Here is a 24783-nt window from a genome sequence, read left to right on the forward strand (position 1 = left end):
CTACGGCGAAAATTAGGCGTAAAGCTAACAAAAGAAAAACAAAACTTTTTTGTCGTCATGATTTTAATTAGTTGTTAATCTGGTTTTATATTAACCAGGAGATGGTTTATGGATGTAAAAGTCTTTCGAACATTTTTAGAGCTGGCAAGGGTTCGTCACTTCGGACGCGCCGCTGAGAATCTTTATATTACCCAAGCTGCAGTGAGCGCACGTATCAAACAATTGGAAAGTTACTTCGATACGCAATTGTTTATTCGTGATCGAAATAACATAAAGTTGACCTCTGCAGGTGAGCGCTTAATCAGTTATGCAGAGGTGATGGTCACCACATTGCAACAAGCGAAGCTAGAGTTATCGCTTGAAGATGGCAAAGCGCTGCAATTAACGTTAGGCGGTACGCCAAATATTTGGGACGCTTACTTGCAGAACTGTTTAAGTGTCGTCACAGATTCATTTGGTGGTTATGGTTTTATGGCAGAAGTGATGGGGCGGGAAATGCTCAGTCGCAGCTTGCTAGAGCGCACGTTAGATATGGCATTTGCGTTCGACCAAATCAAAGCTGATGAGCTTAACTGCAAAAAAGTGGCTGATGTTGTTCTCGTTCTGGTATCGACTGAGAAAGACTCTTTAGACACCGTTTTTGAAAACAAATACGTGTATGTGGATTGGGGAACGCGCTTCTCATCAGAACATTCTGAACGTCACCCTAAGATCCCGGCTCCGTATCTGCGCACGTCAACGGCGCGCATTGCATTGGACTTTATTTTGGAGAAGGGCGGTGCCGCTTACTTACCCATCTCTCTGGTAGAGCCCTTTATCGCCAATGGGCAGCTTCACAAGGTGTCTGGCGTAGAAGATTGGTATCGCCCTATCTATTTGAGCTATCGTAAAGCTAGCTCGTCGGTAGACGCGATTAAGCAAGTGGAAGAAATTGTCAAAGAGATTGATCCACTGACGGCTTACAGTTTTCAGCAAATTGGTTCCGGCACTTCCGACGAATAGCTTTGAGTGAAAAGTCAGAGAAATTAAAAAGCCGCCTTGGAAAATCCAGGCGGCTTTCTTTTTATCTCGATGAATCGATAGTTATGGCAAGTCAAATAGCAGGGCGGTTGTGCTCTCGTTCGATGTATTGCGTAAAACAACCTTACTTTGCTGTTCGACCTTCGCGCCGTCGCCCGCCGTCAAGTTGGTATTGTCGATGCTAAGGCTTCCCGTTACTTGGTGAACGAATAAGTTTCTACCCGATTCTATCTCAAAGTTAAGTTCGCTATTTGGTTCAAGAATTAACTGATGTAATGTGGCATCTTGCTTAATAAGTAGCGTACCGTTTTCTCCTGTTGGAGTCGCGATAGTTGTTAATCCAGGAGTGCGACCAAAGTCTTTTTGCTGATAATCTGGTTTGGTTCCAAATGTATTTGGCTGAATCCAAATTTGTAGGAAGCGCAGCGTGTCACGGTTCGACGCATTGTACTCACTGTGGTAAATCCCTTTCCCTGCCGACATGAGTTGGAATTCCCCGGCAGGTAATGTTTTCACGTTACCTTCGCTGTCTTTGTGCGCGATAACACCTTCCAGCACATAGCTGATGATCTCCATATCACGATGGCCATGTGTATCAAAACCTGCGCCAGGTTGGACTACATCGTCATTAATGACTCTCAGCTCAGAAAAGCCCATATATTGTGGATCGTAATAGCTACCGAAAGAAAACGTATGTTTGCTATCAAGCCAGCCAAAGTTTGCTCGACCTCGGTCTGCTGCAAGTCTTACCGTAATCATAAGGCCTCCCTAAGAGAGTTTTTTGTGCAAGAAGTTATCTAGCGCGACCTTACCTGCGCCAGAAAACGCCAGTGAAACACTTGCTGCCAGTAAAGCTAAGCCAAACTCGTAACCGTTGTTTGCCATGAACAGGCCATTTTCAAAGTGGACAGAGAATATCGCTACCACCATCGTGAACGCTAAAGCAACGGCTGCTGGGCGAGTTAGCAGACCAAGTAAAATGAACAAGCCGCCAAAGAACTCTGCGCTGCCAGCAAGGAATGCCATTAGCACGCCAGGACCTAAACCGATAGATGCCATCCACTGACCTGTGCCTTCTAGCCCGTAGCCACCAAACCAGCCAAACAGCTTTTGTGCGCCGTGCGCCATAAAGATAATGCCGATTGGAACGCGAAGTGATAGTGCGCTGTAACCTGCGTTTGATGTGGTAATTTTCTGTAATAGTGCTTTCATGATTCTGTCCTCTGACTCTTTTCAATGAGTGGGAAGCGTGTGCTCCCGTGCTGTTGAGAACAGTTTAGGTGGCGGTGAGAATAAAAATAACGGGAGTATTTTGATAAACTCGTTCTAAAAAATTGAATAACAGTTTTTGTTATTTTTAATCAGTTTCTTGAGTGTTTTTTATGAGTTTTTTTATGCCAGTTTTGTCGTGTTTTAAATCAGGTTCCATCATTATTTTCGATAAACATTTTTGCTGTTAAACAAAAAAAGAGCACAGGTTGCTGTGCTCTATTGCTTTCGCTATTAACAAGGGAGAAAGGTGTGTTAAAGAAAACTGTCAGAGGTTCATTAAGCTCTCTAGTGACTCCTCTACATTGTTGTAGTGATAGGTTCGAATATTACGTCCATCCGTGGCATTAATTTGAATTTCCGAGATCTCGTTATCTGAGTCTCGTTCGATAATTCCAATTGAATGATCTACGGATTTACTGGTAATAACCTTTTGGTTTCTTAGTACAATTACGCAAGTGTGTAAGTCCATGCCAATTCCCTTTAGCCGACGTTGTTGTGATGTTCTGAATCTAACTCTAGTGTACAAAAGCGCTAATGCCAATAAATCTCAATATTGAGTTCCGAAAATGACTAATTGTAGGCGCTTAAGCAAGCTACAATAACATTATATTGAACGATGCCTATGAACAATAAATGACAAAAGGCATGAGCAAGGAAAGCACTATGTTTATTCACCCCCATACCTCACTGACTTTCGAGCAGTGTCATAAGGCGCGAGTCGCGCGAGACAGCCGTTTTGATGGGCGATTTTATGTGGCAGTGAAAACAACGGGGATCTTTTGTCGCCCAATTTGTCCGGCTAATTTACCTAAAGAAGAAAATGTAGAGTACTTCACCGATAAAGCGCAAGCTCTCCAAGCGGGGTACCGTCCTTGTTTGCGTTGTCGACCTGATAGCGCGCCGGGTTCTTGGGCATGGAAAGGCGTAGAAACGACCTTTCAACGAGCAATTTCGTTAATTGATCGAGGGGAACTGCATCATCACTCGGTGTCTGAGCTAGCAGAGCGTGTTGGGATTTCGGATCGCTACTTACGTATGTTGTTTGAGCAGTATCTAGGCATGTCACCCAAGCAGTATGCGCAATATCAACAATTAATGTTCGCCAAACAGTTACTTCATTCCAGTTCTATGTCGGTCACGGAAGTAGGCTTCGCCGCCGGTTTTAATAGTACACGCCGCTTTAACGATGCTTTCCAAAAGTTTCTCAAACTGACGCCTTCTCAAGTCCGTCGCAAAGAGTTTGACGGTATGGGTAGCAATCGAATTGCCTTGCCTTATCGAGGTGAATTGAATTGGCAGCACATGTTGGACTTCTACCGTTTACGAGCGATTGAGGGGGTTGAGCTGGTGAGTGATGAGAGTTATCAGCGCAACGTTTGTCTGGATACCAGTAAAGCGTGGTTTAAAGCAACCAAAGGTGAAGGGTACCTAGAGCTAGCGTTTGAAATTGAAGACGTAACGAAGCTGCAAAACTTGGTGTCTGACATTCGTCGTATGTTCGATCTTGACGCCGATATTTGTACTGTTGAGCAGCATTTGGATTATGTTGCACCGGGGCTTGTGTCGAGTAAAGGTATTCGGATTCCTGGTGTATGGAATGCATGGGAGGCTGGAGTTCGAGCGATTTTAGGCCAACAAGTGTCGGTTAAAGCGGCGATTGGTCAACTTAACTTATTGGTGACCACTCTTAGTGGAGAGTCAGAAAAACGCTTTTTCCCGACACCAGATGCGATAGCTAATACCGACGTGAGCTTTTTGCGCATGCCGCAAAGCCGTAAAGAGACGCTAGTGCGCTTCGCCCAGTTCATGCAGGACAACTCAGAAGCCGACCCCCAGCAGTGGCTAGCTTTGAAAGGCATTGGACCTTGGACAGTCAGTTATGCTCAACTGCGAGGGCAATCTCAACCCGATTGCTTTTTAGATAAAGACTTAGTGGTGAAAAAGGCGATGCAGCGTTACCCATCACTGAATACGCACACTGCGGCCCCTTGGGGAAGCTACGCGACGTTTCACTTATGGAATCAATCATGAAAACATTTTATACCGAAATGCCGAGCCCATTAGGAACGGTGACCATCCAATCTAACACTGAGGGCTTGCTTGGCATTTGGTTTGAAACATGCACCACTAAGCCGAGTGAACTGGGAGCGCGAGACGATCAACACCCGATTTTGCGCCAAGCTGTTACCCAGTTGAATGAATATTTTTCTGGCCTACGTAATGAATTTGAGCTGCCTTTGGCGGCTACAGGCACGGATTTTCAAAATCGAGTTTGGCAGGCACTAACGACCATTCCATACGGCGAAACGTGGAGCTATCAAGATCTCGCCAACGCGATTGGCAACCCTAAAGCTGTGCGCGCTGTTGGGTTGGCAAACGGCAAAAATCCTATTTCTATCGTGGTGCCTTGTCATCGCGTTATTGGCAAAAGCGGTAAATTGACAGGGTATGCTGGTGGAGTAGAGCGCAAGCAACGTTTACTTGCGTTGGAGCAAGGTACACCACTTTAAGTGAGGCGATTCTCATATTGTGATTAAGCGTGCTACACAGGGGAAACGATAGTGTAGAGTTTCATATTCGTTATACGAATAGAAAAAGGATAATAAGGACATGCCTTTCAAAACGGATTTTGATGCATTCATGAGTGAGTGTTGGCAGCATCACGAAGCACTGCCCGAACAAACTTATGCTCAATTGGAAACGGCTCTGAGTGAGGTGGAAAACGTTAGCCACATCGAGCGAATATTCGCATTGATGCTGCACACCGCGATTGGGCACCTCCAGCGTCCAGAACCGTTTCTTGCTTGTTTAGAGCGCTTTGATGAACGCAAGGTTGCCGAGAGTTCGGCATTGCAACGCAGTATTGCCGTTGCGCGCTACTTCGTAGATGGCACTGACAATATGGAATTATTGGAAGAGCAAGACCAACGCCGAGTTTACGCTTTGATTTCGAATGAACTTTCTGCGCTTGCTCAGCTTGAACTGGCGAGCCAATGGCTGGAGAAAGCCGCGCTAGGTATGACACCACAAGATGCTGAAGGGCCGCTAGCGCGCTCTATCGCAATCACGGCAAACAACTTCGCGTGTCAGTATGAAGCGCTGGCTGAGCGCACGGATATGGAAAAATCGAGGATGCTAGAAGCGGCCAAGCTCGCGTTGGATTACTGGAAAGTGGCGGGTGGTTGGATGAAAGAAGAACGTGCAGAGTATCGCTTAGCGATGAGTTTACTCAAAGCGGGTGAAGCCGGACAAGCCAAGCAGCATGCCGAGCGCTGCGAAGCCATTTGTCAGCAAAATGGTGGTGACGCGTTTGAGCTGTTCCATGCGCATGATTTGCTGATGCAAGTGCACTTCCATCTTAGCCAGAAATATAAAGCTAAAGTGGATGTGGGGATGCAGCAATACTGCACAACGAGTTCGTTGACATGATCTCAACGTTGAATAAAAAGCCCCGAGCGAATGGCTCAGGGCTCATATTTTGTAAGTTCACTCATTACACGATGTTGCTTATGCTATTTGCGCTTTTGCCTGGTATCGTCCTGGTTTATGGTTCATCGCCAAAATCAAGTTTGTCGCCACGGCACCTAGGACGGATAGAGCGATAAGGTGCACATCCACAATGAACAGCGACATCACTACGATGGCACAATCGAGTGCCATCTGAACTTTACCAGCTCGAATCCCAAAACGTTCCTGAAGGTACAACGCTAAAATGTTAAAACCGCCTAAACTCATCTTGTGGCGGAAAATCACCAACATACCTATTCCAATTAACCCACCACCTAGAAGTGCTGCATAGAAAGGTTCGATTCGTGAAATTTCAATCACATGGTGCAGATGATCGACCGCAAAAGAAACAATCGAGACCGCAATGAAGGTATTAATGGTGAAGCGCCATCCCATGCGCATTACAGACAAAATATAAAAAGGGAGGTTGAGAGCGAAAAATATCTGACCAAAGCTGAAGTCACTCACTTTGGTAAGGAAGATCGCCAAACCAGCCGTACCGCCAGTGAGCAATCCTACTTTGCTGAAAAATATTACCCCAAGCGACACTAACGCACTGCCGAGCGTCAGAGCCAAGAGGTTCTCTCTTAGGCTATGATCTTTATCCATAAAATTTTTTCCTTGGTTTAAAAACCGCGCCGGAGACAACACGTCCATCCAGCGAGATAAACAGTTGCCAAAATAGCAACTAACAAATCGGCCAATAAAATGTCGCGAAAAGTGATGAATGTCGAGTTTTTGGACAAGATTGTGCTGATGCTAGCCTGTTTAACATAATGTACACAGGTAGAAAAACAACAAGGAAAAGTTATGATTAAGAAAGTCGGCACTACCCAAATCAACGCATTACATCGACTGAGTTGTCACTGCGGAAAAGTTGAGCTGGAACTTGCATTACCTAATGGTATTGAGAAGCCGAGACGATGTGATTGCTCCATGTGTCGACGTCGCGGCGCGATTGTGGCATCTGTGCCTCTGAATGGTATTCGTATCGTGCAAGGCGAAGACGTTTTGAAGCAGTATCAATTTAACACTCGCACAGCGAAACACTTTTTCTGTGGCGAATGTGGTATTTATACGCACCATCAGCGTCGCTCTGACCCGAGTGAGTACGGCTATAATGTCGGCTGTTTAGAGGGCGTCAACCCATATGAATTGGGAACTATCGAAGTGATGGATGGCGTTAACCATCCATCCGACCGTTAGGTTGCATTGCAAGTTAAGTGACTAATTCTAGGTGCTTTTAAGTAAATAAACCGCTATTCATCCACAAGTGTACCGCAATACTGGCGGCATAACCCAAGGCGATGACGGGAGCCCATTTTAGGTGGCCAAAGAAGGTATATTGACCACGCGCGGCTCCCATTAATGCGACACCAGCAGCAGAGCCAATTGAAAGCAAGCTGCCCCCCACACCCGCAGTCAATGTGACAAGTAACCAGTTTCCCATCGACATGCTTGGTTCCATGGTCAGTACAGCAAACATAACCGGAATATTATCGACGATGGCAGACAGAACACCAACCATCACGTTGGCCCAGACAGGGTTCCATTGGTTGTACATGACGTTTGAAACCAGTTCGAGATAGCCAAGTAAGCTCAAACCGCCGACACACATCACTACGCCGTAGAAGAACAGCAAGGTATCCCATTCTGCGCGAGATACACGGTGGAACACGTCAAACGGAACGACTGAACCTAAGCGTTTTAATGCGTGATCGTCGCCATTGGCAATTGCCATGGCCGCTTTTTTTGCCAAGGAATGTTTGAGTGTTTGGCGTAAGAAGTAGCCGAAAAATTGTAAGTAGGCCAAGCCCATCATCATGCCCATAACGGGTGGGAAGTGCAGCAAAGCGTGGAAAGAGACTGCGGTGGCAATCGTCAGAATGAATAGTGCGACAATACGTCTCGCGCCGCGTTTCAGTTCTACGTGTTGGTGAATCGTATTCGGTTTGGTGTTTGGAACAAAGAGTGACATCAAAAATGCAGGAACCAAGTAGTTCACCAGTGACGGGACGAATAACGGGATGAATTCAGCAAAGCTGACATGCCCGGCTTGCCACACCATCAGGGTCGTAATGTCACCAAATGGGCTGAATGCACCGCCAGCGTTGGCAGCGATAACAATGTTGATACAGGCAAGATTCACGAATCTAGGATTATCACCAGAGACTTTCATCACCACAGCGCACATCAAGAGGGCTGTGGTTAAGTTATCGGCAATCGGTGAAATAATAAAGGCGAGAAACCCCGTCAGCCAAAACAGCTTTTTGAAGCCAAAGCCTTTGCCGACCATCCACGCCTGTAAGGCATCGAAGAGTTTGCGCTCTTCCATTGCATTGATGTAAGTCATCGCTACTAACAAAAACAGCAGCAGTTCCGCGTATTCCAACAAGTTGTGCTCTAGTGCGGATTTGGCGATTTCTGGCTGGTTGTGTTGAGCAAAGGTGTAGCCAATCAGAATCCAAATTAACCCTGCAGCGAGCAGCACAGGCTTGGATTTTCTCATTTTCAGATACTCTTCCAACATAACCAGTATGTAAGCAATCGAAAAGATAATGAGAGCCGCGTAGCCGACACCAGAATTAACAAGGTTCAGTTCATTGGTGGGGGCAGCAAAGGTGGCGCTAGAGAATAACAAACAGCAGAAAGCCACAATTGGATAGATTGGCATAGACATTTCTCCTTTGTCTGGTTGGAGAAATATTAGCCACAAATTAATGAGTTAGTTGTGAGAGAGCTCGAATTAACAGTAGGAGTTAGGAAATGATAGTGTGCGCCACTATTTTCTGAGTGACGCAATGCTTGCTGCGCCAAATAAAACCACAGCGGCATACAAACCGTAAGTTAACCAATGGCTAATCTCTAAAAAAGGAACGAGTCCTTGACCTGCCCACATACAGCCTCCGTTTAATGAGCAATGTTGTAATAGTCGAGCCAATTTAAAGGAAATGAACAATGTTTTTTGTGAGTGACGGCAAATTCTGAAGGATTAGAAAGTCAAAAATTGGTCAGTGAGAGAGAAATCTCATTTTTAACTGGCTAGCTCTAACCCTTTTGAGCTAGAGCTAGCTATATCGAGCGCTGAATGGATTTAGCGCAGCAGCCATTTTCTCAACGGCGAAGCCTCAATTGCTTTCACAAGTATTGTGGTTGCGACAATCGTTGCAGGATAAATAAATGCGTCTTTCGCGAGGTGTTGCAACCCGATAAATCCAGCAACATTCATCATAATAATTATCACAAGCAGATGGCTAACATAAATGCCTAACACGCTAGGAGATAGTTTGAATACCCAAGGCATATCGCCAAAATGTGGGTGGACTAAGAGCCACATGAAGACACCCACGGCCCAGATAACAGTACCAAACAGGAAGTCGTGAGAATTAAAAGCGACCTCGTGTTGCATTAGCCAATAAGCCTCACCAAAATGCAGCGCCGTACCAAGAAGAATGCATCGAATCGTATTGTTTCGCGACCATCGCCACTGCTCTTCTCGTGCTAGATAACCCAGTGTTACCAGCAACGTACTGAAAAACGGCCCATTACGAGTAAAGAAAGGCGCTGGCAGATCGGTAATGGTCAAATAACTGCCAGCAAACACGCCGTATATGTATAGCAATACGGCGGTTGGCAGTACCAATTGAGCCATATTGATATGCACGAGGAAGGCAATTAAGGCAACGGCAATGACCAGAGCTGGAATAAACCACAGGTGAACGAGCCCGCCTTCGACGAGTGAATTGAACGGGGTCGACATTAAGTAGCCCCAGTAGCCCTGCCTTTCGGCGAGATACCCCGCCTCAGCGACAGTTTGCCACTGGAATGGCATCAATAAACTGATCACGCTCCAAATGAGCCAAACCTTCATCAGTGGTTTGGCGTAGTTTTTTAGTGTTTCGATAGGTGCGCGGCTTAACTTGGGCTGGATAAGATAACCAGAAATGAGAAAAAACAGTGGCACAGCAAAACGAGCCAATTGGTTGAGCATATAGCCAACCCACGGTATTCCATCCCATTGCCAGTATGTCAGGGCCATCTGGCAGTGCAATCCTATAATTGCAAACATCGCAATAATACGCGCAAACTCTAAGCTGGCTATTTTTTGTTTCTTTGCCATTACATTACTTACCTAAATAAAAAAACTTAGGTGAAAGTAGCAGGTTGTGGCTGAATTAATGCGTGAAAAAGTCAACAGACTCGCGCTTACACTGAAGCTGTGTTTAAATTTAAGACTTACTTCAAACTTCTTAATTATTAACCCATTAACCAACTCAATACGTGATTAGCGAGTCGAAAATGACACTAATGTATGGTTAGACCAGTTAACTCTAGATTGCAAAAAAGAACGATCGTGCTAAAAATAAGATTATGCAAAAAGGAAAAGTGACAAAAGAGTTTATTCTGCAACGGGCTTTTGAGATCGCCAGCGAAGACGGATTAGAAAGTCTTACGATTGGTGAGTTAGCCAAGCAATGCGGTATGTCGAAAAGTGGTCTGTTTGCCCACTTCAATTCGAAGTTGAATTTACAACTATCGGTATTGGAGCACGCCAATAAAGTGTTCGCCGCCCGAGTTATTGAGCCTGTTCGTGAAGCAGGGGATGGCAATATCGAACGTAAAATTCGAGGGTTGCTCGACTCTTGGATGACTTGGAACCACGCATTTCAAGGAAGTTGTATGTTTCTAGACGCTTGGAATGACACGGCAGATAAAGATTGCCCACTTCAGGCCGGACTGCGTAAATCCATAGACACTTGGCTGAGCTATTTGGAGATCCAAATAACGAAAGGCAAAGAGAAGCAAGAATTTGCAGCAGACTTAGATACACGCCAAGCAACGTTTGATTTATACGGTCTTTATTTGAGTGCGCATGTTTTTTACTCAATTAAAGGTGAGGAAGAAAGCTTGCGCCTGTTTTGGCAAGGGATCGACAACTTATTTTCTCGCTGGAAAGGCTGATACCAGTTATTCGCTTTCCAGATTTGTAGACATAAAATCATAAAGAGCGGCTGAGTTCGCTCTTTCTTATCAGTATAAAAAGCACGACCGTTCTATTTTTTGTGCGAAGCTGATAGTTAAGGACATAATCATGAGTGAAAAAATTTACTTTAATACATCGCAACGTTTCAGTATTAAGCGCAGTTTGGTGAACATCAGTACGCGTTTACACCATACGCTGGCCCCTTCCCATGCAAAGAATACCGCGCGTAAGTTGCTCCTGACACCTGCTCGCACAGCACCTAAAAACACCGAACCTCAAGGACTTGCCAAGGGTGAAATTAAAGGGCATGCAGGCATTATCAAAACCTACACTTTGGGCTCTGGACCTATTTGGGTGTTAACTCATGGTTGGTCTGGCACCGCAAGTCAGTTTTATCCGTTGATGGAACATATTGCGTCGAAAGGGTTCACCGCTTTGGCATACGATCATCCAGCACATGGTGAGAGTGAAGGGCAGTATGGGCACATTCCGGGTTTTGTCAAAGGGTTAGAAGATGTGTTAGATACGGTAGACGATATTGTTGGTCTAGTTGGGCACAGCATGGGCACCGCTTCTGCTCTTGAGTGCAGACATAGCAAATTAGAAAACAAGCCTTTACTGCTTATTGCACCGGTATTGAATTACGTAGAGAACCTATTCGGTAGCATTGCGCGTTCAGGTTATTCGATGAAGCTTTTTAATGCCGTAGTTTCTGAAGTTGAAGATCAATTTGGTTACCCATTACAGTCAATTGATCCGCTGAAGCGTTTGGCAGAGCGCTCGTCTCCAGCCATCATTGTTCATGATGAGCAGGATAAGTTCACTAAGTACAGTATTTCTGCACAAGCCGCTGAAGAGATTGAAAATGTTGAATTAGTGACAACGCAAGGTCAAGGCCATGGCCGAGTGATGAAGTGTGCACAAGTCTTCAGTAGTTTTGACCGTTTACTCGATCGTGCTTGGTAATATTCATTCTTACTAATCGGCTCGAGCCGTTTTGGGCTAATTCGATTTAAAAGTAATACCTCGGATTGTTTTTCGTCTATGGTATCGCTTTTCTCATTATGAGATAAAAACAAAAAAGGACAGCCGAAGCTGTCCTTTGATCGTTAACTTTACAGAAAGTCTGCAAGGTTGGGCTTAGTTACAGTTAGCTACGCCAACTTCTTTCCAAACGCCCCATTCGCCAGATTGGCTAGGATCGTCACCCTGAGTCCACCATTTCGCTTCCCAAGTTTTACCTGCATGAGTGACTTGGTTGCCGCCTGTGTACACTGCGCTTGCATCCCATGCGTTGTCACAGGTGCCTGGGTTTGGATCGGTGGTATGCTGTGCAACAACAACAGTTGCGCTTGCCGTTGAAGACGCTTTGCCGTCGCTCACACTTACGGTAAAGCTTAGGCTAGTGTCTTGCGGGTATTCAGCAGCAGTGAAAGTTACTTTAGAACCTTCAACCGTTGCGTTCAAACCTTGAGGAAGCGTCCAGTTGAAAGTAAGAGTATCGTTGTCTGCATCGCTAGAGGCTGACGCATCTACAACCACAACGTCACCAGCGTTTGCTGTTGCTGGAGCAACAACTTGCGCTACTGGCGCATTGTTCGCTGGGTCAACCACACCTGCTGGCTTCACAGTTACTACAACAAGGTCAGATGCCGTTGCACCTTCGTTGTCAGTCACCGTTAGCTTGAAAGTTAATTGCTCCTCAACGGTAACTTCTGCTGCATCAAAGCTTGCTTTCGCAGTGTTGGCGCCTGCTAGTACCACTGCAGTGCCAGAGACTTGCTCCCAAGCGTAGCTTGCGATAGTGCCGTCAGAGTCTTTCGATAGGCTGCCATCTAGAACCACACTTGCAGGGCCAGTTACAGATTGATCTGCGCCAGCAGCTGCGGTTGGTTTACGGTTTGGTTGAGGAACTACACCGCCAGCCATACCTTCGTGCATTGCGTTGAGAATGTCACCATTATCCGCGTCGATTTCCCAAGAGAATAGACCCGCAAGACCTAGAGACTTAGCGTAGCTACCTTTTGCTAGCACTGAGCGGTGGTCATCAAATGTGATCAACTCGCCCGTAGTGCGGTTCCATACCCATGGTGCTTCTGCTTGGGCATCGTAGCCGTACTCGAAGCCGTTAATGCCAGTGTTGTTTGCACCTAGCATGAATGACTTAATGCCTTTGTAGTCAATTACGCCATCTTCCCAAACACCTTGCGCTGTACTGCCCTTCAGTTTACCTGTAGCAGTACCTGTCATTGGGTCATTTGGATCGGTTAGCGTATCTGGAGTTACGCCTTCCCAGCCACGACCGTACATTGCTGTACCAAGTACTAGCTTGTTCGCAGGAACGCCTTGAGCAAGAAGAAGCTGGATGCCGTTATCTGCTGTGTAAGCAGGACCTTTGTACGGTTCGCCGTTCTCATCTACGCCACTACCGTCACACTGACCAGGGCGCATGAATGAACCACAGTAAAGCGCAGTTTGGTGACCAGGAACGTTGTTCCAACCGCCATAGAAGTCGTAAGTCATCGCGAAGATGTAGTCCATGTATTGAACCGCATCTGCATAGTCTACGTCTTCAATCTTGTCGTAACCGACACCGATAGCTGACGTTAGCTCGTAAGTACGGCCTGTCTCAGCTTCTAATTCATCAAGCATTACGCGCAATTCGCGCATCAGTGCGATGTAAGCTGGGCCATCGTTTACAGGGTCGCCCTTATCCGCGGCTGCACCGCCACCACCAGGGAATTCCCAGTCGATATCAACACCGTCGTAGAATTTCCAAGTTTTCAGGAACTTCTTAACCGATGCGACGAATGTGTCTCGGTTTTTCTTGTCCACGAAATCGAAGAATGGGTCAGACAGCGTCCAGCCACCGATAGATGGGATGATTTTTAGATCAGGGTTACGTTGTTTCAATGCCATTAGCATTGCGTAGTTACCCTTGATAGGTGTGCTGTATTCATGACCAGCTTGTGGGAAGCTCTTCTGATAAGCGGCCCAAGGGTCGTGGATCACGACTTCGTAGTCAGGCACGCCTGTACAAGCGGTTTGTAGTGCATTGAAACTGTTGCCGCCAACAGACTTCACAGACTCATTTGGGCCACAAATTGGGATAAAACCGTAAAGGATGTGAGTCAAGTTGTCGACTGGCATGTTATCGACCGTGTAGTCACGACCATAGATGCCCCACTCAACAAAATACGTACCCATCACGACGCTTGGATCGGTATTGTACGTTTTGTTGTTTGGATCAACATTCATCGTCAGTGGCTTCAAGTGAGAACCATCGGTATCTGCAATTGTGATTTCAGCTGGTGCGCTTTTCGCACAACCTGTCGCATCACACGCCTCGATTTCCATTTGGTATAGGCCGCCCTGACCATATTCAAATGTCGCTGTTGTTTGGCTACCAGTGATTGGGCCGGTTGCTACTTTTGCACCATCAAAATAGACGTTGTAAGTATCACCTGGCGTGCCACTCCACTGGTTAAACTTAACAGTGATCTTCGCTTGCTCATGGTATTTCACCATGTCGTAGTAGCCTGACGTGGTTTCCATCGCGAGTTCAATTTTAGAAAACTGAAGGTTGTTGGAACCGTACATATCGATACTTGGTGCGGTTGGAGCCGCAACTGCAGCACCTGATAGTGCTAAAGCAACGCCAGCTGCACATAGGTTAAATCGAATCATAACTTCTCTCTCAATCCTTGGATTCATGTTCTACCTAGAACATAGGCTGCTCTTGCACCAGATAAGATGATTGGATTTACTCCATGTGCAAAAGCATCACACTCAGCATTTCAGAGAGTTTTTTTTCGTCAAAAAAAATTAAGACGGTTTTCGAGGCACTTGAGAGAACTTAACTAAAACTCGCACTCTGTTACACAGAAAGTGTCAGACTGAGTCAATAATTTATAAAATCTCAGCAGAAACTAAAATTATTGTTTACTCAGTATCAGGTGGGATAAATGCGATGAATACCTTATTTCATTGTTTATTAAGGTTTTGTTTCATCGAAGTGGAAAGATAATTGAAAGGAGAAATAGCCGTGAAGACGTGCTAGTCACGGCTGAAATGTTCACTTAATGCAGCGCGACGTTTTGAAGCCGCTCCGGTTTCTGAGCCTTGAACGGTATGCTCAAATCCCTTACGGATGAATCGTTGGTCTGGAATAAGAGGCTCAATACGGCGAATCTGAGGTGAAAGGTGAGAGCCCGAGATCTGGTACGCGGTTTTTCCTAATCCAGTGTTCAACGTGATGACCTTTCCATCGAATTCAAATTCTGTCGTGATGAGTCGATGGTTTCGATATACCCCATCCTCCGTGAAAGTCAGACGTTCTGTTTGGTAGGGTGGCGCGCCGATCTCAATCCACTCGCCGTAGACTTTTTCCGGGTCAATATGGTCTTGATAGGATAGGTGGATTTGATAGCTGAAAAACGTCAAAAGACCCACCCCAAAAACGGCAAATGTGCTTTTGAGGACTTTGGATTGGTGGCGAGCCCAAAATGAAAGTTTTGGTTCCTGTCTTGTTTTCCGCCTTCGGCGAGCTGAGTCCGTCATTGGTCTACTTTTCTTCCCTTTTTTAATATGGTGGAAACCTTCCTTCTCAAAAACAAACAATCCCGCCATTAAGACTAAGAAATTATGATCTAATGTCCACTTTTACATTCGGATACACTCTTATTGATGGTTTTATTGTTTGCTAGCGTTGACTAATTCACCGACTTTATCTCACTAATTACGTCGTCTGGTTAAGCCTAGAAAAAGGTGGCCTCGCTCAGTAGCAAAGGATGTGCTTTATAACGTTGAGCTTAATGACTTTCAGAGCTTGAGTAACAGGAAGAAACAAGGTAAAAAAGAGCGGACTTTTGATAAGGAAACCAATAATGAGTATTAAGGAAAACAGCTATTTTGCAGGTAGTGTAAAATCACTAGGCTTTAACCAGAATGATCAGGACGTTAGCGTTGGTGTAATGCTTCCTGGTGAATACACGTTCGGCACTCAAGCGCCTGAGCGTATGACGGTTGTAAAAGGTGCACTTGTGGTCAAGCGTGTCGGCGAGAGTGATTGGACGACTTACCAAAGTGGTGAGTTTTTTGAAGTGGAAGGGAACTCCTCATTTGAGCTTCAAGTGAAAGACGCGACTGCGTATTTATGTGAGTACTTCTAAAGCGTCCTTTTTGCCTGTAACAAAGCCACCTTCGGGTGGTTTTTTCGTCTATGTCCTTCACTTATAACGCATCTTTTGGTTATTTGGGTATATACTTAATAAAAATGTACCCATCGACCAGGGAGGAAGTGATGGCAGTACAACGCAAGCATTCTGATCTCCCTCCTCGTTATGAGGACAAAGATCTCACCAATGAGCAAAGACATCGTTTTACCGAGGTCGCCAATGCAGCCCATAAGAGACGTGAATTCTATCGACGTGCTCTAGGAAAAGGCTTAATGGGCAAAGTGAAGGACCGTGCGTTTAAAGGCAAATTCGGTCGCCAGCAAGATAAGCCGAGCAGAGTGCTGCAAGCTGTGTGGCTAATCGTATTTCTGGTGCTGGGGCTATGGGTGATGCATGTATTCGCTTAACCGTTAGCAAGCTTCTGACACAGCCGGCGTTTCAGAGGCTGACTTCTCTTCGGTATTGCAGTGTTCGTAATACGCGTATTGGTTTTTCCCTGTGTGTTTAGCCGCATACATTGCTTTATCTGCGCACCGAGTCAATTCAGATAAATCCTTCGCATCTTGTTTGTAGATAGCAGCGCCCACACTCATCGTTAACTCGTTAATCATATCGTAGCTTCGGTAGCCTTTTGGGAATAGATTCACAATACGCTTCAAAATGCTGTCTAGGTCATCTTTACTGTTTATGTCGTACAGCATGAGCACAAACTCGTCGCCCGCAAATCGAGCGATGGAGTAGTCGTGTTTGTCTGTTTTTCTGTCTTTATGGCGAACATTGTTTTTTAATCGAGTTGCAAAAGCTTGAAGCACTTGGTCACCAATATCGTGCCCGTAGGTATCGTTAATGTGTTTGAAGTTATCAATATCTAGGAAGACCAGAGCAGTGATACTGTCATCAGATGAATGGTTGATCTCATCGAGCTTTGCACGAGCCCAAGTTTCAAAGCTCCAGCGGTTGGCAAGCCCTGTGAGTTGGTCAAAATACGCCAACTCTTCAATCCCTTCACGATAAAGTGTTTGAATGTAGTTGAGGACTTTTGTGTAGTAGTACGAGAATGTGTGACATACAAATGCAGTCGCTATCAAGGTCAGCATAAATCGTCGTTCTATGATGTCACTGGCTGTTGGTAGCCGATCTAAAAAAACGACGCCAAAAAAGATCAGTAAGATATAGGTGCCACTAAACAGCAGACCGACTTTAAACTCATTGATCAGCACCAGAGTGGCGACAATGGGGTATAGCCATAGCAGTTTGCCTGAGGGGGCATCGTTATACAGAAGTAGCAATAACCCTTCGAACATCAAGACTGCACTCAGCCATAGGTCGGCATATTGATGATGTCGTTGGACCTTTATTACATAACTGATACCTAAACAGGCTAAGGCACACAGAGCATGGAAAAAGCTTAATCCCCAATTATCCTCAAACAATTGAGCAATGGAGCCATAAGTCAAACATGCCGCGGCGATACTGGAGCATAAAAAGACAATTTTCTTTTTTCTTGTTGAGCGGATATCCGCCATTTCCTCTAAGCGTGCTCCAGCCAATGTCGACATTACGTATCCTTGCTTAATTAACGTGTACGCTTATTCTAGGCGGTATTTTAGCGATGAATAGAACAACAAAGTTTCCAAATGTGATGTCAGTCATTTTTAGTATGGGCCTAGAAGTGTGGTTTGGTGAGAGTGCTCAAAGCGCAACAAAGGCTTAGAAAGTTTTCCGTGGCGGATCTTTATGGCTTCAGATGGTTCGATTAATAATTCAAAGTAATGCATTTCCACCGCCGTATTTGCAGGATCTATCCTGACTCAACTCTGTTGGGACTAGCATGAACTGCGCCTTCTACCTATTGAGCTCATTGTTCGTCAATCGATGATCTCTAAGTTCCGTCAATGAGTTTTTCGTTGTGAAAAAGCATTAGAAATATTTTTCCGAAACAGAGCGAAATATTGTTGTCGTTGTGACCAATATGCGACTAGAATCCGCGCTAAATCACGACCTCATCTCGAGCTTCGTTCTAGTTACTCTTTTTCCAAACTGCCTCACACATTTTGTGAGGCAGTTTTTAGTTGTAGGAAAGGTTACAAACATGCCTAAAAGCCAGAACATCAACCAGCGAATGTCCATTGTGGCGTTAGCTTGGCCGATTCTTGTCGAAATTTTGCTACGGACGGCTTTAGGAACCAGTGACGTGTTCATGCTGAGTGGCTACTCGGACAAAGCCGTATCCGCTGTTGGTGTGATCACGCAGATTACCTTTTTCTTAATCATCGTTTCGACGTTTGTCAGCAGCGGAACGGGGATTTTGATTGCCCAATACAATGGCGCAGGGCGCGAGCAAGAGTCTGTGAACGTCGGCGTTGCAAGTATTGCGCTGTCTGTGATTGTCGGTGCGTTCTTGAGTGTGATTGCCGTGCTTGGCGCGATATATCTACTCCCGTATTACGGCTTGGAAGCGCAAGTCGAGCAGTACGCTCATGAATATCTGCTGATAAGCGGTGCGATGACGTTTAACGTTACGATTGGCGTTGTTTTTACAACTATTCTGCGTAGCCATGGCTATTCGCGCTCTCCAATGGTGGTGAACTTGATCTCGGGTGTGTTCAACATCATTGGTAACTATATTGCGCTTTACCAGCCATTCGGTTTACCTGTGTATGGTGTGCAAGGTGTAGCAATAGCAACCGTCGTCAGCCAAGTCATCGGTACGTTAATGTTATGGTTTATTCTCGCTCGCAGCAGCATTGAACTACCGATGTCGACCATGAAACAAGTGCCCGCAGAGATTTACAAAAAGATCTTAAAAATCGGCGGTATGAACGCGGGTGAAGTGCTGTCTTACAACGTGGCGCAAATCTGCATTGTGTACTTTGTGGTGCAAATGGGGACGGCATCGTTGGCAGCTTTCACTTATGCGCAAAACATTGCCCGTTTCTCGTTTGCTTTCGCGTTGGCAATAGGTCAGGCAGCGCAAATTCAGACTGGTTACTACATCGGTAAAGGTTGGGTGAGCAGCATTTTAAAACGTGTACAAATCTACTTCTTAGTGGGATTTGTGGCATCAACGGCGGCAACCACACTGATTTACCTGTTTAGAGAAGAGATTCTGCGCGTATTTACCGATCAACCAGAAATACTCGCATTGGCAGGCTCGTTAGTCATGGGCTCAATTTTGCTCGAGGCCGGACGTGTGTTTAACCTGATTTTTATCGCGGGGCTCAAAGGCGCGGGTGACATCAAGTTCCCAGTGCAAATGGGGATTTTGAGTATGTGGGGACTAGGCGTGCTTTTCTCTTACATCTTTGGCATCCACTTGGGTTATGGCGTTTTAGGGGCTTGGATGGCAATCGCACTCGATGAATGGGTACGTGGTATCATCATGGCAAGGCGTTGGCGCTCTCAGGTGTGGACCAAGTTTAAGGTGAGCTAACGGTTTGCTGTATCACGCATCACGCATCACGCATCACGCTTATTCTGTTGTTAGAAATCAAAAAAAGCACTGTTAGTCAGTGCCTTTTGTTATTTTAAATCTGGAAGACGTTAGAATTCGCACTCAGCTCTGAACACCATGCGCTCTTTGCTGTATGGATGATCCAGCTCTAGCATCTCAGCATGCAGGTGTAAGCGATTCGCTTTTTCGCCGTATAAACCATCACCAACCATCGGCATGTTTAACCCCATGTGATGAGCACTGTGTACACGTAGTTGGTGAGTTCGCCCGGTTTTCGGATACATGTATACCTTGCTGCGTCCATCTTTGACGTCAATCAGTTGCCAGTAGGTTTCTGCATGTTTCCCGTGTTCAAAACACACCAGTTGACGTGGGCGGTCGTCTGGGTCGCCACGCATTGGCAGTGAAATTTCCCCTTCAGGCTCGTTTAATACGCCTTCGAGTAGTGCCATATAACGTTTTTGTACGCCGCGAGCCATAAACTGTTTTTGCAGACTTTTGTTCGCGCGTTTAGTTAAGGCAAACACCAAAATGCCAGAGGTCGCCATGTCGAGGCGATGAATCACAAACGGCCCTTCCACATCAGGGAACATCGCTTGTAGGCGCGTATAAGCAGAGTCTTTGATGGTTTTACCCGGCACTGAAAGTAAGCCCGAGGGCTTGTTGACGACGACCATAGCGTCGTCTTGGTAGATTATCTCTAGCTCTTTGTCTTCTGCCCAATTCTCCGCCAATGGGTTGGGTTCGACATCCAGCCCTTGCATCATATGGCCTAAAATCGGCTGACATTTGCTGTTGCACGATGGGTAGAATTTTTTGTGTTGGCGAACCTCAGACTTTGGCGAAACACCCCACCAAAATTCTGCCAGCGCCAGCGGTTTGAATCTGTGTTTAAATGCGTATTGGAGCAGTTTTGGCGCAGCACATTCCCCCGCACCTGCTGGTGGGATTGGGTTTGTGGTGTCCGCAAAAATGTCCACCAAGTCGCGTGCTTCGCCATGGCTGTTTAGGAAGCGGTATTGTTTATGCAGTTTGTGCTGTAAAGCGTTGGAGAGCGTCTTGCGCTGCTCTTTCAGGTGAGCAAGTTGCTGCTCTAACTCGGCCAATCGTGCTTCTTTGGTTGCAAGCTTTTCATCCCACGATTGCTTTAAGTATTTGAGAACATTTTTCTCGGCGACACTTTGCTTACCCAATTCATCCAACAAGATTTTGAGGTCATCGGCATTGAGCGTTTGCTCTCCCTGTTGGCGCTGTCGTTTGCGTGCGGCGCGGCCGTCTATCATCACTTGGCGCTGTGTTTGCTCTTCTTGCTGATAAGCGGCTCGGTCGGCTTGGATTTGCGCTTTAAGATCTGCCAATTCCGGATTCGCAGCACAGGTTTTGTACTCCGCATTGGCGGCGTTGATGGCATCCGTTTCTGCGCGGAAGAAGCCTTCATCGGTCAGCATGTCGTACACAGGAGGGACAAATCCTGGAATCAAGTTTTGGTCAGCAATTTTGCCAGAAAATGCACTTAAAAAGCCGAGCTCGCCTTGAGGGCTTTTTACCAGCAATACGCCAAACATTTTGCCTCGCCCCGTTTCTTCATTAACCAAACCAAAATTGTGTTCGAAGTCGGTTTGCGCTAATAAGTGCTGTTGCAATTGCTTTGCGGCTATAACGCAAAGAGGATGCGGCGTGTAGTAGAACGGAAACGTAAACTGCGTTGGTAATTCATAACCAGAAGTATCAGCAGTAAAACGAGTAAAACAATGTTCAGGCGAGTGCATGGTGGGTATCCGCGCGAGTAAAAAATCGAGCGAGGATTGTACCTGTTTGAGTCAGGATTGCCATGTCGGTGTTGGCACTCGCTCTTGGATTAAGAACAAGAGCGAGTGGGGAAGAGCTTATTGCAGTTTTTGTAATGCAAGCTTCCACTGTGCCGGTTTGTCGTAGTAGGTCGAGTGCGGCAAGGTCAGGTACTCGCCATTTACTTCTGCAATCAGGGTTGGATAACCACCAACGTGTAACTGGCGCATCAACTGTCGGCTAGAGCGAATTTTCTCATCTAGATCGGCTTCGCTTAACGTCATGTTTTGCTCCCACACATCGTTTGCTAAGCCTAGCGATTCTGCAATTGCTTTGAGCGTCGATGCTTCATTCACTTTTAACCCGAGCTGATAATGCGCGGATTGGATGGCCTTTAGCATGTGCCATGGATTCAGCCCCATTTTCTCCGCACTCAAGATCGCTTGTGTTGGTAGATAAGAATCAAGAACAAACGCATCTTCGCTTTTCACGCGTTGCAGATATGCTTCACCAAACGTTGCTCCGGTTTCGGTTGCGATACGAGCGTCACTGTTGATGATGTGCTGACGAAATTCAGATTCAATCGCGCGTTTCTCAATCATACCGCCGGGATGAAGCTCTACCTTAAATTGAGAGGTGTCCATCAAGGCTTCGATGAGTGGTGATGCCCCGTAGCACCAACCACACATGGGATCGAAGAAGTAATGCAAGGTTACCATGACATTTCACCAGTATGCACTTTCGCACCGATTTCTAGCGCGATTGGCAATTGAGCTTCTGGGTATTTCGCTGACATGGTGTCAATGAGTTGAACGCTGTTATTGCTGTGTTTTTTCGCTTGCTGAAAATCCTGCAAGTATTGTTGCGAGTAGCGAATGGTGTCTGCGTTCAGCTTTGTGCCTGCTTTCATGTGACCAGGGATGACCACTTGAGGTTTAAGCGCAAGCATCTCGCTAAGCTGTTGCTCCCAAGCATTGATAGCGGTTTGGTCAGCGGCATCGGCCATCCACAAATGTACGTTTGAGTACACGGCTACGTTACCTAGAATCGCTTTGTTATCTGGAATCCATAGGTAAGGGCGGTGTGCTGATGTGCCATGGTTACCACGAATTTCAATCTTATGACCTTCTAGCTCTAATGATGCTTTATCGTACGCGACAGGGATCACTGGTTTTACCGGTGCGTTTGCGCCCAGCTTTGGTCCCCAGTACGCCAGCTTTCCAGCCAATTTCTCTTTAATAATTTTTTGAACCGCAGGCGTTGCGATGATCTGCGCATCAGGGAACTGTTGGTGTAAGGCCTCTGCGCCAAAGTAGTAATCTGGGTCCGCTTGGCTGATAAAAATGGTTTTAAGTGTTTTGCCTGAGTCCAGCACTTTAGCGGCAATGCGCATCGCGTCAGCTTTGGTGAAGCCAGTGTCGATAACCATGGCGTCAGTCTCACCGTATACCAAGGTTGAGTTTACGTGGAAGCTGTTACCGTCGGCGTTGTAAACCTCAAGAGTAAGGGGAGAGTGGTTTGCCGCTAGGACAGGGCTTGCCATTAAAATGGATGTAGCAATCAAAGTGAATTTTTTCATAATAAGCTCCTAAAGAATTTGGGGCCAAGCGACGATGGCTTGGGAACGGGAGCTATATTAGAAAATTGATACGCTCGGAAAAATACACAATAATGTGCATCACTATTTCTTATTTCGAGCAAATATATGGACAGAGTAACGGCAGCAAAAGTATTTGTGGATGTGGTGTATTCTGGCAGTTTTACCGCGACCGCTGAGCGGTTAGACATGTCTCGGCCAATGGTGACTCGTTATGTAGAGGCGATGGAGAACTGGCTACAAACTCGTTTGTTGCACCGCACCACGCGCAAGGTGTCACTCACCACCGCAGGGGAACGCAGCTTGCCTCAGATTGAGCGCTGGTTAAAACAGGCCGATACGTTGACGTCGAACATTGCCGTTGATGGTGAGCTGTCCGGAAAAATCCGTCTCGCGTCTAGCACTTCATTTGGATTCTCACAGTTGATCCCAGCAGTAAACAGTTTTATGCAAAAGCACCCCAAAGTGCATATCGACATAGATCTGCAAGATTCAGTGAGTGATCTAACTGAGCAACGCATCGATCTGGCAATCCGAATTGCGTCAGATCCCGATCCTTCTTTGATTGGTAAGCCGATTGCGGTGTGTGAATCGGTGTTGGTGGCATCGCCGCAATACTTGCAAACTCATCGCGCGATCGCGCATCCGCGAGATTTATCTTCACACGACTGTTTGGGTTACAAAAACTTTGAGCGTCACGTGTGGCATTTGTCTCAGGGCGACCAGTTCGAATCGGTGGGAATTGAGTGTCGTTTAACCAGCAATGAGGCCACGGCGTTATTGCATGGCGCGTTACAAGGCATGGGTATTTCGATGCTGCCAACCTATTTGAGCAATATCTATCTGCAATCGGGTCAGCTTGAGTCGGTGTTGCCGAATTGGAAGCCAAATGATCTCAACATTTACGCGCTGTATTCATCGCGTAAACACTTGTCTCCTGCGGTGAGAGCCTTCATCGATCACAGTGAAGATTACTTTAAACTGCACCCTTGGTAATCGCGAAAGGCGTCGTCATCCCGACTTGAGATTCATACAAGATCCTGTACCTTACATGGATATATTTTTCGCAGCGTCATTTAGAGTTTTAGTTAATGTCACAAGTTCGCATCAAATTTATTGCTTCCGATATGGACGGCACTTTGCTTGACCAATACGGTCGTTTGGATCCAGAGTTTTTCGATCTGTTTTTGCAACTGGAAGAGCAAGGCATTTTGTTCTCCGCTGCGTCTGGTCGTCAGTATTACAGCCTGCGAGACACGTTCGCGCCAATCAAAGAGCGAGTGTTGTATGTGGCCGAAAACGGCACCTTGGTGATGTACCAAGACAAAGAGCTCTACAGTTGCACCATTCCTAAAGCGGAAGTGGCGGAGATTGTGAAAGCGGCTCGTGAAATTGACGGGGCGAACATCGTATTGTGTGGCAAGCGCTCGGCGTACATCGAAACGCATGATCAGCAATCACTGGAAGAGTTTCAAAAGTACTACCACCGCTGTGAATACGTGCCGGATTTGCTTGAGGTCGAAGACGAGTTTATTAAGGTGGCAATTTGTCACTTTGACGGTTCGGAAGAGCTCCTGTTCCCGACCATGAACGCGAAGTTTGGCGCAACGCATAAAGTCGTGGTGAGCGCAAAAATTTGGCTGGATGTGATGAATGCCGAAGCGTCTAAAGGCGCGGCTATTCAGCATCTTCAAGAGTCGATGAATTTTACTCCGGCAGAAACCATGACGTTTGGTGATTACCTCAATGACCTCGAAATGCTGCAAGTCAGTGAGCATTCGTACGCGGTTGCTAACGCGCATGAAGAGATTAAGAAAATCGCTCGTTGTTCTGCGCCAAGCAACCAAGAGGCTGGGGTACTCAAAGTGATTAAAGAGAAAGTGTTAGCGAAGTAACGCTCATCCTTTCGATGTTCTTTTCTTGTTAACGTAAAAAGCCCCGCAGTGTATGCGGGGCTTTGTTTTTGGTTAGTAATGTTCCCGTT

The 24783-nt window shown here is 46.2% G+C and carries 24 protein-coding genes; 12 read left to right on the forward strand and 12 right to left on the reverse strand.

Going from position 1 to position 24783, the window contains the following annotated elements; genetic code table 11:
* Positions 1-108: 108 nt before the first annotated feature.
* On the forward strand, positions 109-1002 hold the full coding sequence (locus D8S93_RS13685) for a LysR family transcriptional regulator (protein WP_006740927.1): 894 nt from the start codon (positions 109-111) through the stop codon (positions 1000-1002).
* Positions 1003-1083: 81 nt separating this feature from the next.
* On the opposite strand, the gene D8S93_RS13690 is transcribed toward D8S93_RS13685, so the two are convergent.
* The 3 genes from D8S93_RS13690 to D8S93_RS13700 all read right to left on the reverse strand — a co-directional run bounded on the left by D8S93_RS13690 (position 1084) and on the right by D8S93_RS13700 (position 2761).
* Positions 1084-1779, reverse strand: coding sequence for a pirin family protein (locus D8S93_RS13690; RefSeq protein ID WP_152813735.1), 696 nt, complete (start codon positions 1777-1779; stop codon positions 1084-1086).
* A 9-nt stretch (positions 1780-1788) separates the two neighbouring features.
* Entirely contained in the window at positions 1789-2232 is a 444-nt protein-coding gene (locus tag D8S93_RS13695; RefSeq protein WP_152813737.1) for a DoxX family protein, read from the reverse strand.
* Positions 2233-2557: 325 nt separating this feature from the next.
* Positions 2558-2761, reverse strand: a complete 204-nt coding sequence (locus D8S93_RS13700; protein ID WP_017633816.1) for a hypothetical protein — start codon at positions 2759-2761, stop codon at positions 2558-2560.
* Between the two features lie 194 nt (positions 2762-2955).
* Between D8S93_RS13700 and D8S93_RS13705 the strand changes: the two genes are divergently transcribed.
* The 3 genes from D8S93_RS13705 to D8S93_RS13715 all read left to right on the forward strand — a co-directional run bounded on the left by D8S93_RS13705 (position 2956) and on the right by D8S93_RS13715 (position 5721).
* A complete protein-coding gene (locus tag D8S93_RS13705) occupies positions 2956-4323 on the forward strand; it encodes an AlkA N-terminal domain-containing protein (protein ID WP_152813739.1) in 1368 nt (455 codons plus the stop codon).
* Positions 4320-4802: a methylated-DNA--[protein]-cysteine S-methyltransferase gene (locus tag D8S93_RS13710; protein ID WP_152813741.1), complete on the forward strand. Its 483-nt coding sequence runs from the start codon at positions 4320-4322 to the stop codon at positions 4800-4802. The genes D8S93_RS13705 and D8S93_RS13710 overlap by 4 nt, the downstream gene beginning before the upstream one ends.
* A gap of 100 nt (positions 4803-4902) precedes the next feature.
* A complete protein-coding gene (locus D8S93_RS13715; RefSeq protein ID WP_152813743.1) occupies positions 4903-5721 on the forward strand; it encodes a hypothetical protein in 819 nt (272 codons plus the stop codon).
* A 78-nt stretch (positions 5722-5799) separates the two neighbouring features.
* Here the strand turns inward: D8S93_RS13715 and D8S93_RS13720 are convergent, their stop codons facing one another.
* Complete coding sequence (locus D8S93_RS13720) at positions 5800-6408, reverse strand: YitT family protein (protein WP_006740933.1); 609 nt, start codon at positions 6406-6408, stop codon at positions 5800-5802.
* Between the two features lie 201 nt (positions 6409-6609).
* Between D8S93_RS13720 and D8S93_RS13725 the strand changes: the two genes are divergently transcribed.
* Positions 6610-7005 carry a GFA family protein gene (locus D8S93_RS13725; RefSeq protein WP_005392030.1) on the forward strand — a complete coding sequence of 132 codons (396 nt, stop codon included), beginning with the start codon at positions 6610-6612 and terminating at the stop codon, positions 7003-7005.
* A 37-nt stretch (positions 7006-7042) separates the two neighbouring features.
* On the opposite strand, the gene nhaD is transcribed toward D8S93_RS13725, so the two are convergent.
* Both nhaD and D8S93_RS13735 read right to left on the reverse strand, forming a co-directional pair.
* The gene (nhaD, locus tag D8S93_RS13730; RefSeq protein ID WP_005392020.1) at positions 7043-8473 is read right to left on the reverse strand and encodes a sodium:proton antiporter NhaD; all 1431 of its coding nucleotides are present in this window, start codon (positions 8471-8473) and stop codon (positions 7043-7045) included.
* 420 nt (positions 8474-8893) lie between these two features.
* Positions 8894-9919 (reverse strand): acyltransferase, encoded by a 1026-nt coding sequence (locus tag D8S93_RS13735; RefSeq protein WP_152813745.1) that lies wholly within the window; start codon positions 9917-9919, stop codon positions 8894-8896.
* A gap of 251 nt (positions 9920-10170) precedes the next feature.
* Here D8S93_RS13735 and D8S93_RS13740 point away from each other — a divergent pair, with 251 nt between their 5' ends.
* Positions 10171-10761: a TetR/AcrR family transcriptional regulator gene (locus D8S93_RS13740; protein ID WP_005392013.1), complete on the forward strand. Its 591-nt coding sequence runs from the start codon at positions 10171-10173 to the stop codon at positions 10759-10761.
* Between the two features lie 130 nt (positions 10762-10891).
* On the forward strand, positions 10892-11749 hold the full coding sequence (locus D8S93_RS13745; protein WP_074190254.1) for an alpha/beta fold hydrolase: 858 nt from the start codon (positions 10892-10894) through the stop codon (positions 11747-11749).
* 174 nt (positions 11750-11923) lie between these two features.
* On the opposite strand, the gene D8S93_RS13750 is transcribed toward D8S93_RS13745, so the two are convergent.
* Both D8S93_RS13750 and D8S93_RS13755 read right to left on the reverse strand, forming a co-directional pair.
* On the reverse strand, positions 11924-14470 hold the full coding sequence (locus tag D8S93_RS13750; RefSeq protein ID WP_074190253.1) for a glycosyl hydrolase family 18 protein: 2547 nt from the start codon (positions 14468-14470) through the stop codon (positions 11924-11926).
* Positions 14471-14839: 369 nt separating this feature from the next.
* Positions 14840-15343 carry a DUF2850 domain-containing protein gene (locus tag D8S93_RS13755; RefSeq protein WP_104972159.1) on the reverse strand — a complete coding sequence of 168 codons (504 nt, stop codon included), beginning with the start codon at positions 15341-15343 and terminating at the stop codon, positions 14840-14842.
* Between the two features lie 326 nt (positions 15344-15669).
* Here D8S93_RS13755 and D8S93_RS13760 point away from each other — a divergent pair, with 326 nt between their 5' ends.
* Both D8S93_RS13760 and D8S93_RS13765 read left to right on the forward strand, forming a co-directional pair.
* The gene (locus D8S93_RS13760) at positions 15670-15954 is read left to right on the forward strand and encodes a pyrimidine/purine nucleoside phosphorylase (RefSeq protein WP_005392006.1); all 285 of its coding nucleotides are present in this window, start codon (positions 15670-15672) and stop codon (positions 15952-15954) included.
* 131 nt (positions 15955-16085) lie between these two features.
* Positions 16086-16367 carry a hypothetical protein gene (locus D8S93_RS13765; RefSeq protein WP_152813747.1) on the forward strand — a complete coding sequence of 94 codons (282 nt, stop codon included), beginning with the start codon at positions 16086-16088 and terminating at the stop codon, positions 16365-16367.
* 3 nt (positions 16368-16370) lie between these two features.
* Here D8S93_RS13765 and D8S93_RS13770 read toward each other — a convergent pair whose 3' ends face one another.
* On the reverse strand, positions 16371-17519 hold the full coding sequence (locus tag D8S93_RS13770) for a GGDEF domain-containing protein (protein WP_048625526.1): 1149 nt from the start codon (positions 17517-17519) through the stop codon (positions 16371-16373).
* A 533-nt stretch (positions 17520-18052) separates the two neighbouring features.
* Here D8S93_RS13770 and D8S93_RS13775 point away from each other — a divergent pair.
* A complete protein-coding gene (locus D8S93_RS13775; protein ID WP_152813749.1) occupies positions 18053-19393 on the forward strand; it encodes an MATE family efflux transporter in 1341 nt (446 codons plus the stop codon).
* Positions 19394-19503: 110 nt separating this feature from the next.
* Here D8S93_RS13775 and D8S93_RS13780 read toward each other — a convergent pair whose 3' ends face one another.
* From D8S93_RS13780 to D8S93_RS13790, 3 genes are all read right to left on the reverse strand, one after another.
* Entirely contained in the window at positions 19504-21183 is a 1680-nt protein-coding gene (locus tag D8S93_RS13780; RefSeq protein WP_152813751.1) for an RluA family pseudouridine synthase, read from the reverse strand.
* 117 nt (positions 21184-21300) lie between these two features.
* A complete protein-coding gene (locus D8S93_RS13785; protein WP_152813753.1) occupies positions 21301-21921 on the reverse strand; it encodes a DsbA family protein in 621 nt (206 codons plus the stop codon).
* The gene (locus D8S93_RS13790; RefSeq protein ID WP_152813755.1) at positions 21915-22781 is read right to left on the reverse strand and encodes an MBL fold metallo-hydrolase; all 867 of its coding nucleotides are present in this window, start codon (positions 22779-22781) and stop codon (positions 21915-21917) included. The genes D8S93_RS13785 and D8S93_RS13790 overlap by 7 nt, the downstream gene beginning before the upstream one ends.
* Positions 22782-22907: 126 nt before the next feature.
* Between D8S93_RS13790 and D8S93_RS13795 the strand changes: the two genes are divergently transcribed.
* Positions 22908-23795 carry a LysR family transcriptional regulator gene (locus tag D8S93_RS13795; RefSeq protein WP_005497694.1) on the forward strand — a complete coding sequence of 296 codons (888 nt, stop codon included), beginning with the start codon at positions 22908-22910 and terminating at the stop codon, positions 23793-23795.
* A gap of 95 nt (positions 23796-23890) precedes the next feature.
* Entirely contained in the window at positions 23891-24694 is an 804-nt protein-coding gene (locus D8S93_RS13800; RefSeq protein ID WP_152813757.1) for an HAD family hydrolase, read from the forward strand.
* Positions 24695-24783 lie beyond the last annotated feature (89 nt).

The sequence above is a fragment of the Vibrio sp. VGrn 2 genome, assembly GCF_009361695.1.
Taxonomy (GTDB): domain Bacteria; phylum Pseudomonadota; class Gammaproteobacteria; order Enterobacterales; family Vibrionaceae; genus Vibrio; species Vibrio diabolicus.

Coding starts and splice junctions, on each gene's coding strand:
- D8S93_RS13685 (WP_006740927.1), top strand. CDS start 109: ATGGATGTAAAAGTCTTTCGAACATTTTTAGAGCTGGCAAGGGTTCGT.
- D8S93_RS13690 (WP_152813735.1), bottom strand. CDS start 1,779: ATGATTACGGTAAGACTTGCAGCAGACCGAGGTCGAGCAAACTTTGGC.
- D8S93_RS13695 (WP_152813737.1), bottom strand. CDS start 2,232: ATGAAAGCACTATTACAGAAAATTACCACATCAAACGCAGGTTACAGC.
- D8S93_RS13700 (WP_017633816.1), bottom strand. CDS start 2,761: ATGGACTTACACACTTGCGTAATTGTACTAAGAAACCAAAAGGTTATT.
- D8S93_RS13705 (WP_152813739.1), top strand. CDS start 2,956: ATGTTTATTCACCCCCATACCTCACTGACTTTCGAGCAGTGTCATAAG.
- D8S93_RS13710 (WP_152813741.1), top strand. CDS start 4,320: ATGAAAACATTTTATACCGAAATGCCGAGCCCATTAGGAACGGTGACC.
- D8S93_RS13715 (WP_152813743.1), top strand. CDS start 4,903: ATGCCTTTCAAAACGGATTTTGATGCATTCATGAGTGAGTGTTGGCAG.
- D8S93_RS13720 (WP_006740933.1), bottom strand. CDS start 6,408: ATGGATAAAGATCATAGCCTAAGAGAGAACCTCTTGGCTCTGACGCTC.
- D8S93_RS13725 (WP_005392030.1), top strand. CDS start 6,610: ATGATTAAGAAAGTCGGCACTACCCAAATCAACGCATTACATCGACTG.
- nhaD (WP_005392020.1), bottom strand. CDS start 8,473: ATGCCAATCTATCCAATTGTGGCTTTCTGCTGTTTGTTATTCTCTAGC.
- D8S93_RS13735 (WP_152813745.1), bottom strand. CDS start 9,919: ATGGCAAAGAAACAAAAAATAGCCAGCTTAGAGTTTGCGCGTATTATT.
- D8S93_RS13740 (WP_005392013.1), top strand. CDS start 10,171: ATGCAAAAAGGAAAAGTGACAAAAGAGTTTATTCTGCAACGGGCTTTT.
- D8S93_RS13745 (WP_074190254.1), top strand. CDS start 10,892: ATGAGTGAAAAAATTTACTTTAATACATCGCAACGTTTCAGTATTAAG.
- D8S93_RS13750 (WP_074190253.1), bottom strand. CDS start 14,470: ATGATTCGATTTAACCTATGTGCAGCTGGCGTTGCTTTAGCACTATCA.
- D8S93_RS13755 (WP_104972159.1), bottom strand. CDS start 15,343: ATGACGGACTCAGCTCGCCGAAGGCGGAAAACAAGACAGGAACCAAAA.
- D8S93_RS13760 (WP_005392006.1), top strand. CDS start 15,670: ATGAGTATTAAGGAAAACAGCTATTTTGCAGGTAGTGTAAAATCACTA.
- D8S93_RS13765 (WP_152813747.1), top strand. CDS start 16,086: ATGGCAGTACAACGCAAGCATTCTGATCTCCCTCCTCGTTATGAGGAC.
- D8S93_RS13770 (WP_048625526.1), bottom strand. CDS start 17,519: ATGTCGACATTGGCTGGAGCACGCTTAGAGGAAATGGCGGATATCCGC.
- D8S93_RS13775 (WP_152813749.1), top strand. CDS start 18,053: ATGCCTAAAAGCCAGAACATCAACCAGCGAATGTCCATTGTGGCGTTA.
- D8S93_RS13780 (WP_152813751.1), bottom strand. CDS start 21,183: ATGCACTCGCCTGAACATTGTTTTACTCGTTTTACTGCTGATACTTCT.
- D8S93_RS13785 (WP_152813753.1), bottom strand. CDS start 21,921: ATGGTAACCTTGCATTACTTCTTCGATCCCATGTGTGGTTGGTGCTAC.
- D8S93_RS13790 (WP_152813755.1), bottom strand. CDS start 22,781: ATGAAAAAATTCACTTTGATTGCTACATCCATTTTAATGGCAAGCCCT.
- D8S93_RS13795 (WP_005497694.1), top strand. CDS start 22,908: ATGGACAGAGTAACGGCAGCAAAAGTATTTGTGGATGTGGTGTATTCT.
- D8S93_RS13800 (WP_152813757.1), top strand. CDS start 23,891: ATGTCACAAGTTCGCATCAAATTTATTGCTTCCGATATGGACGGCACT.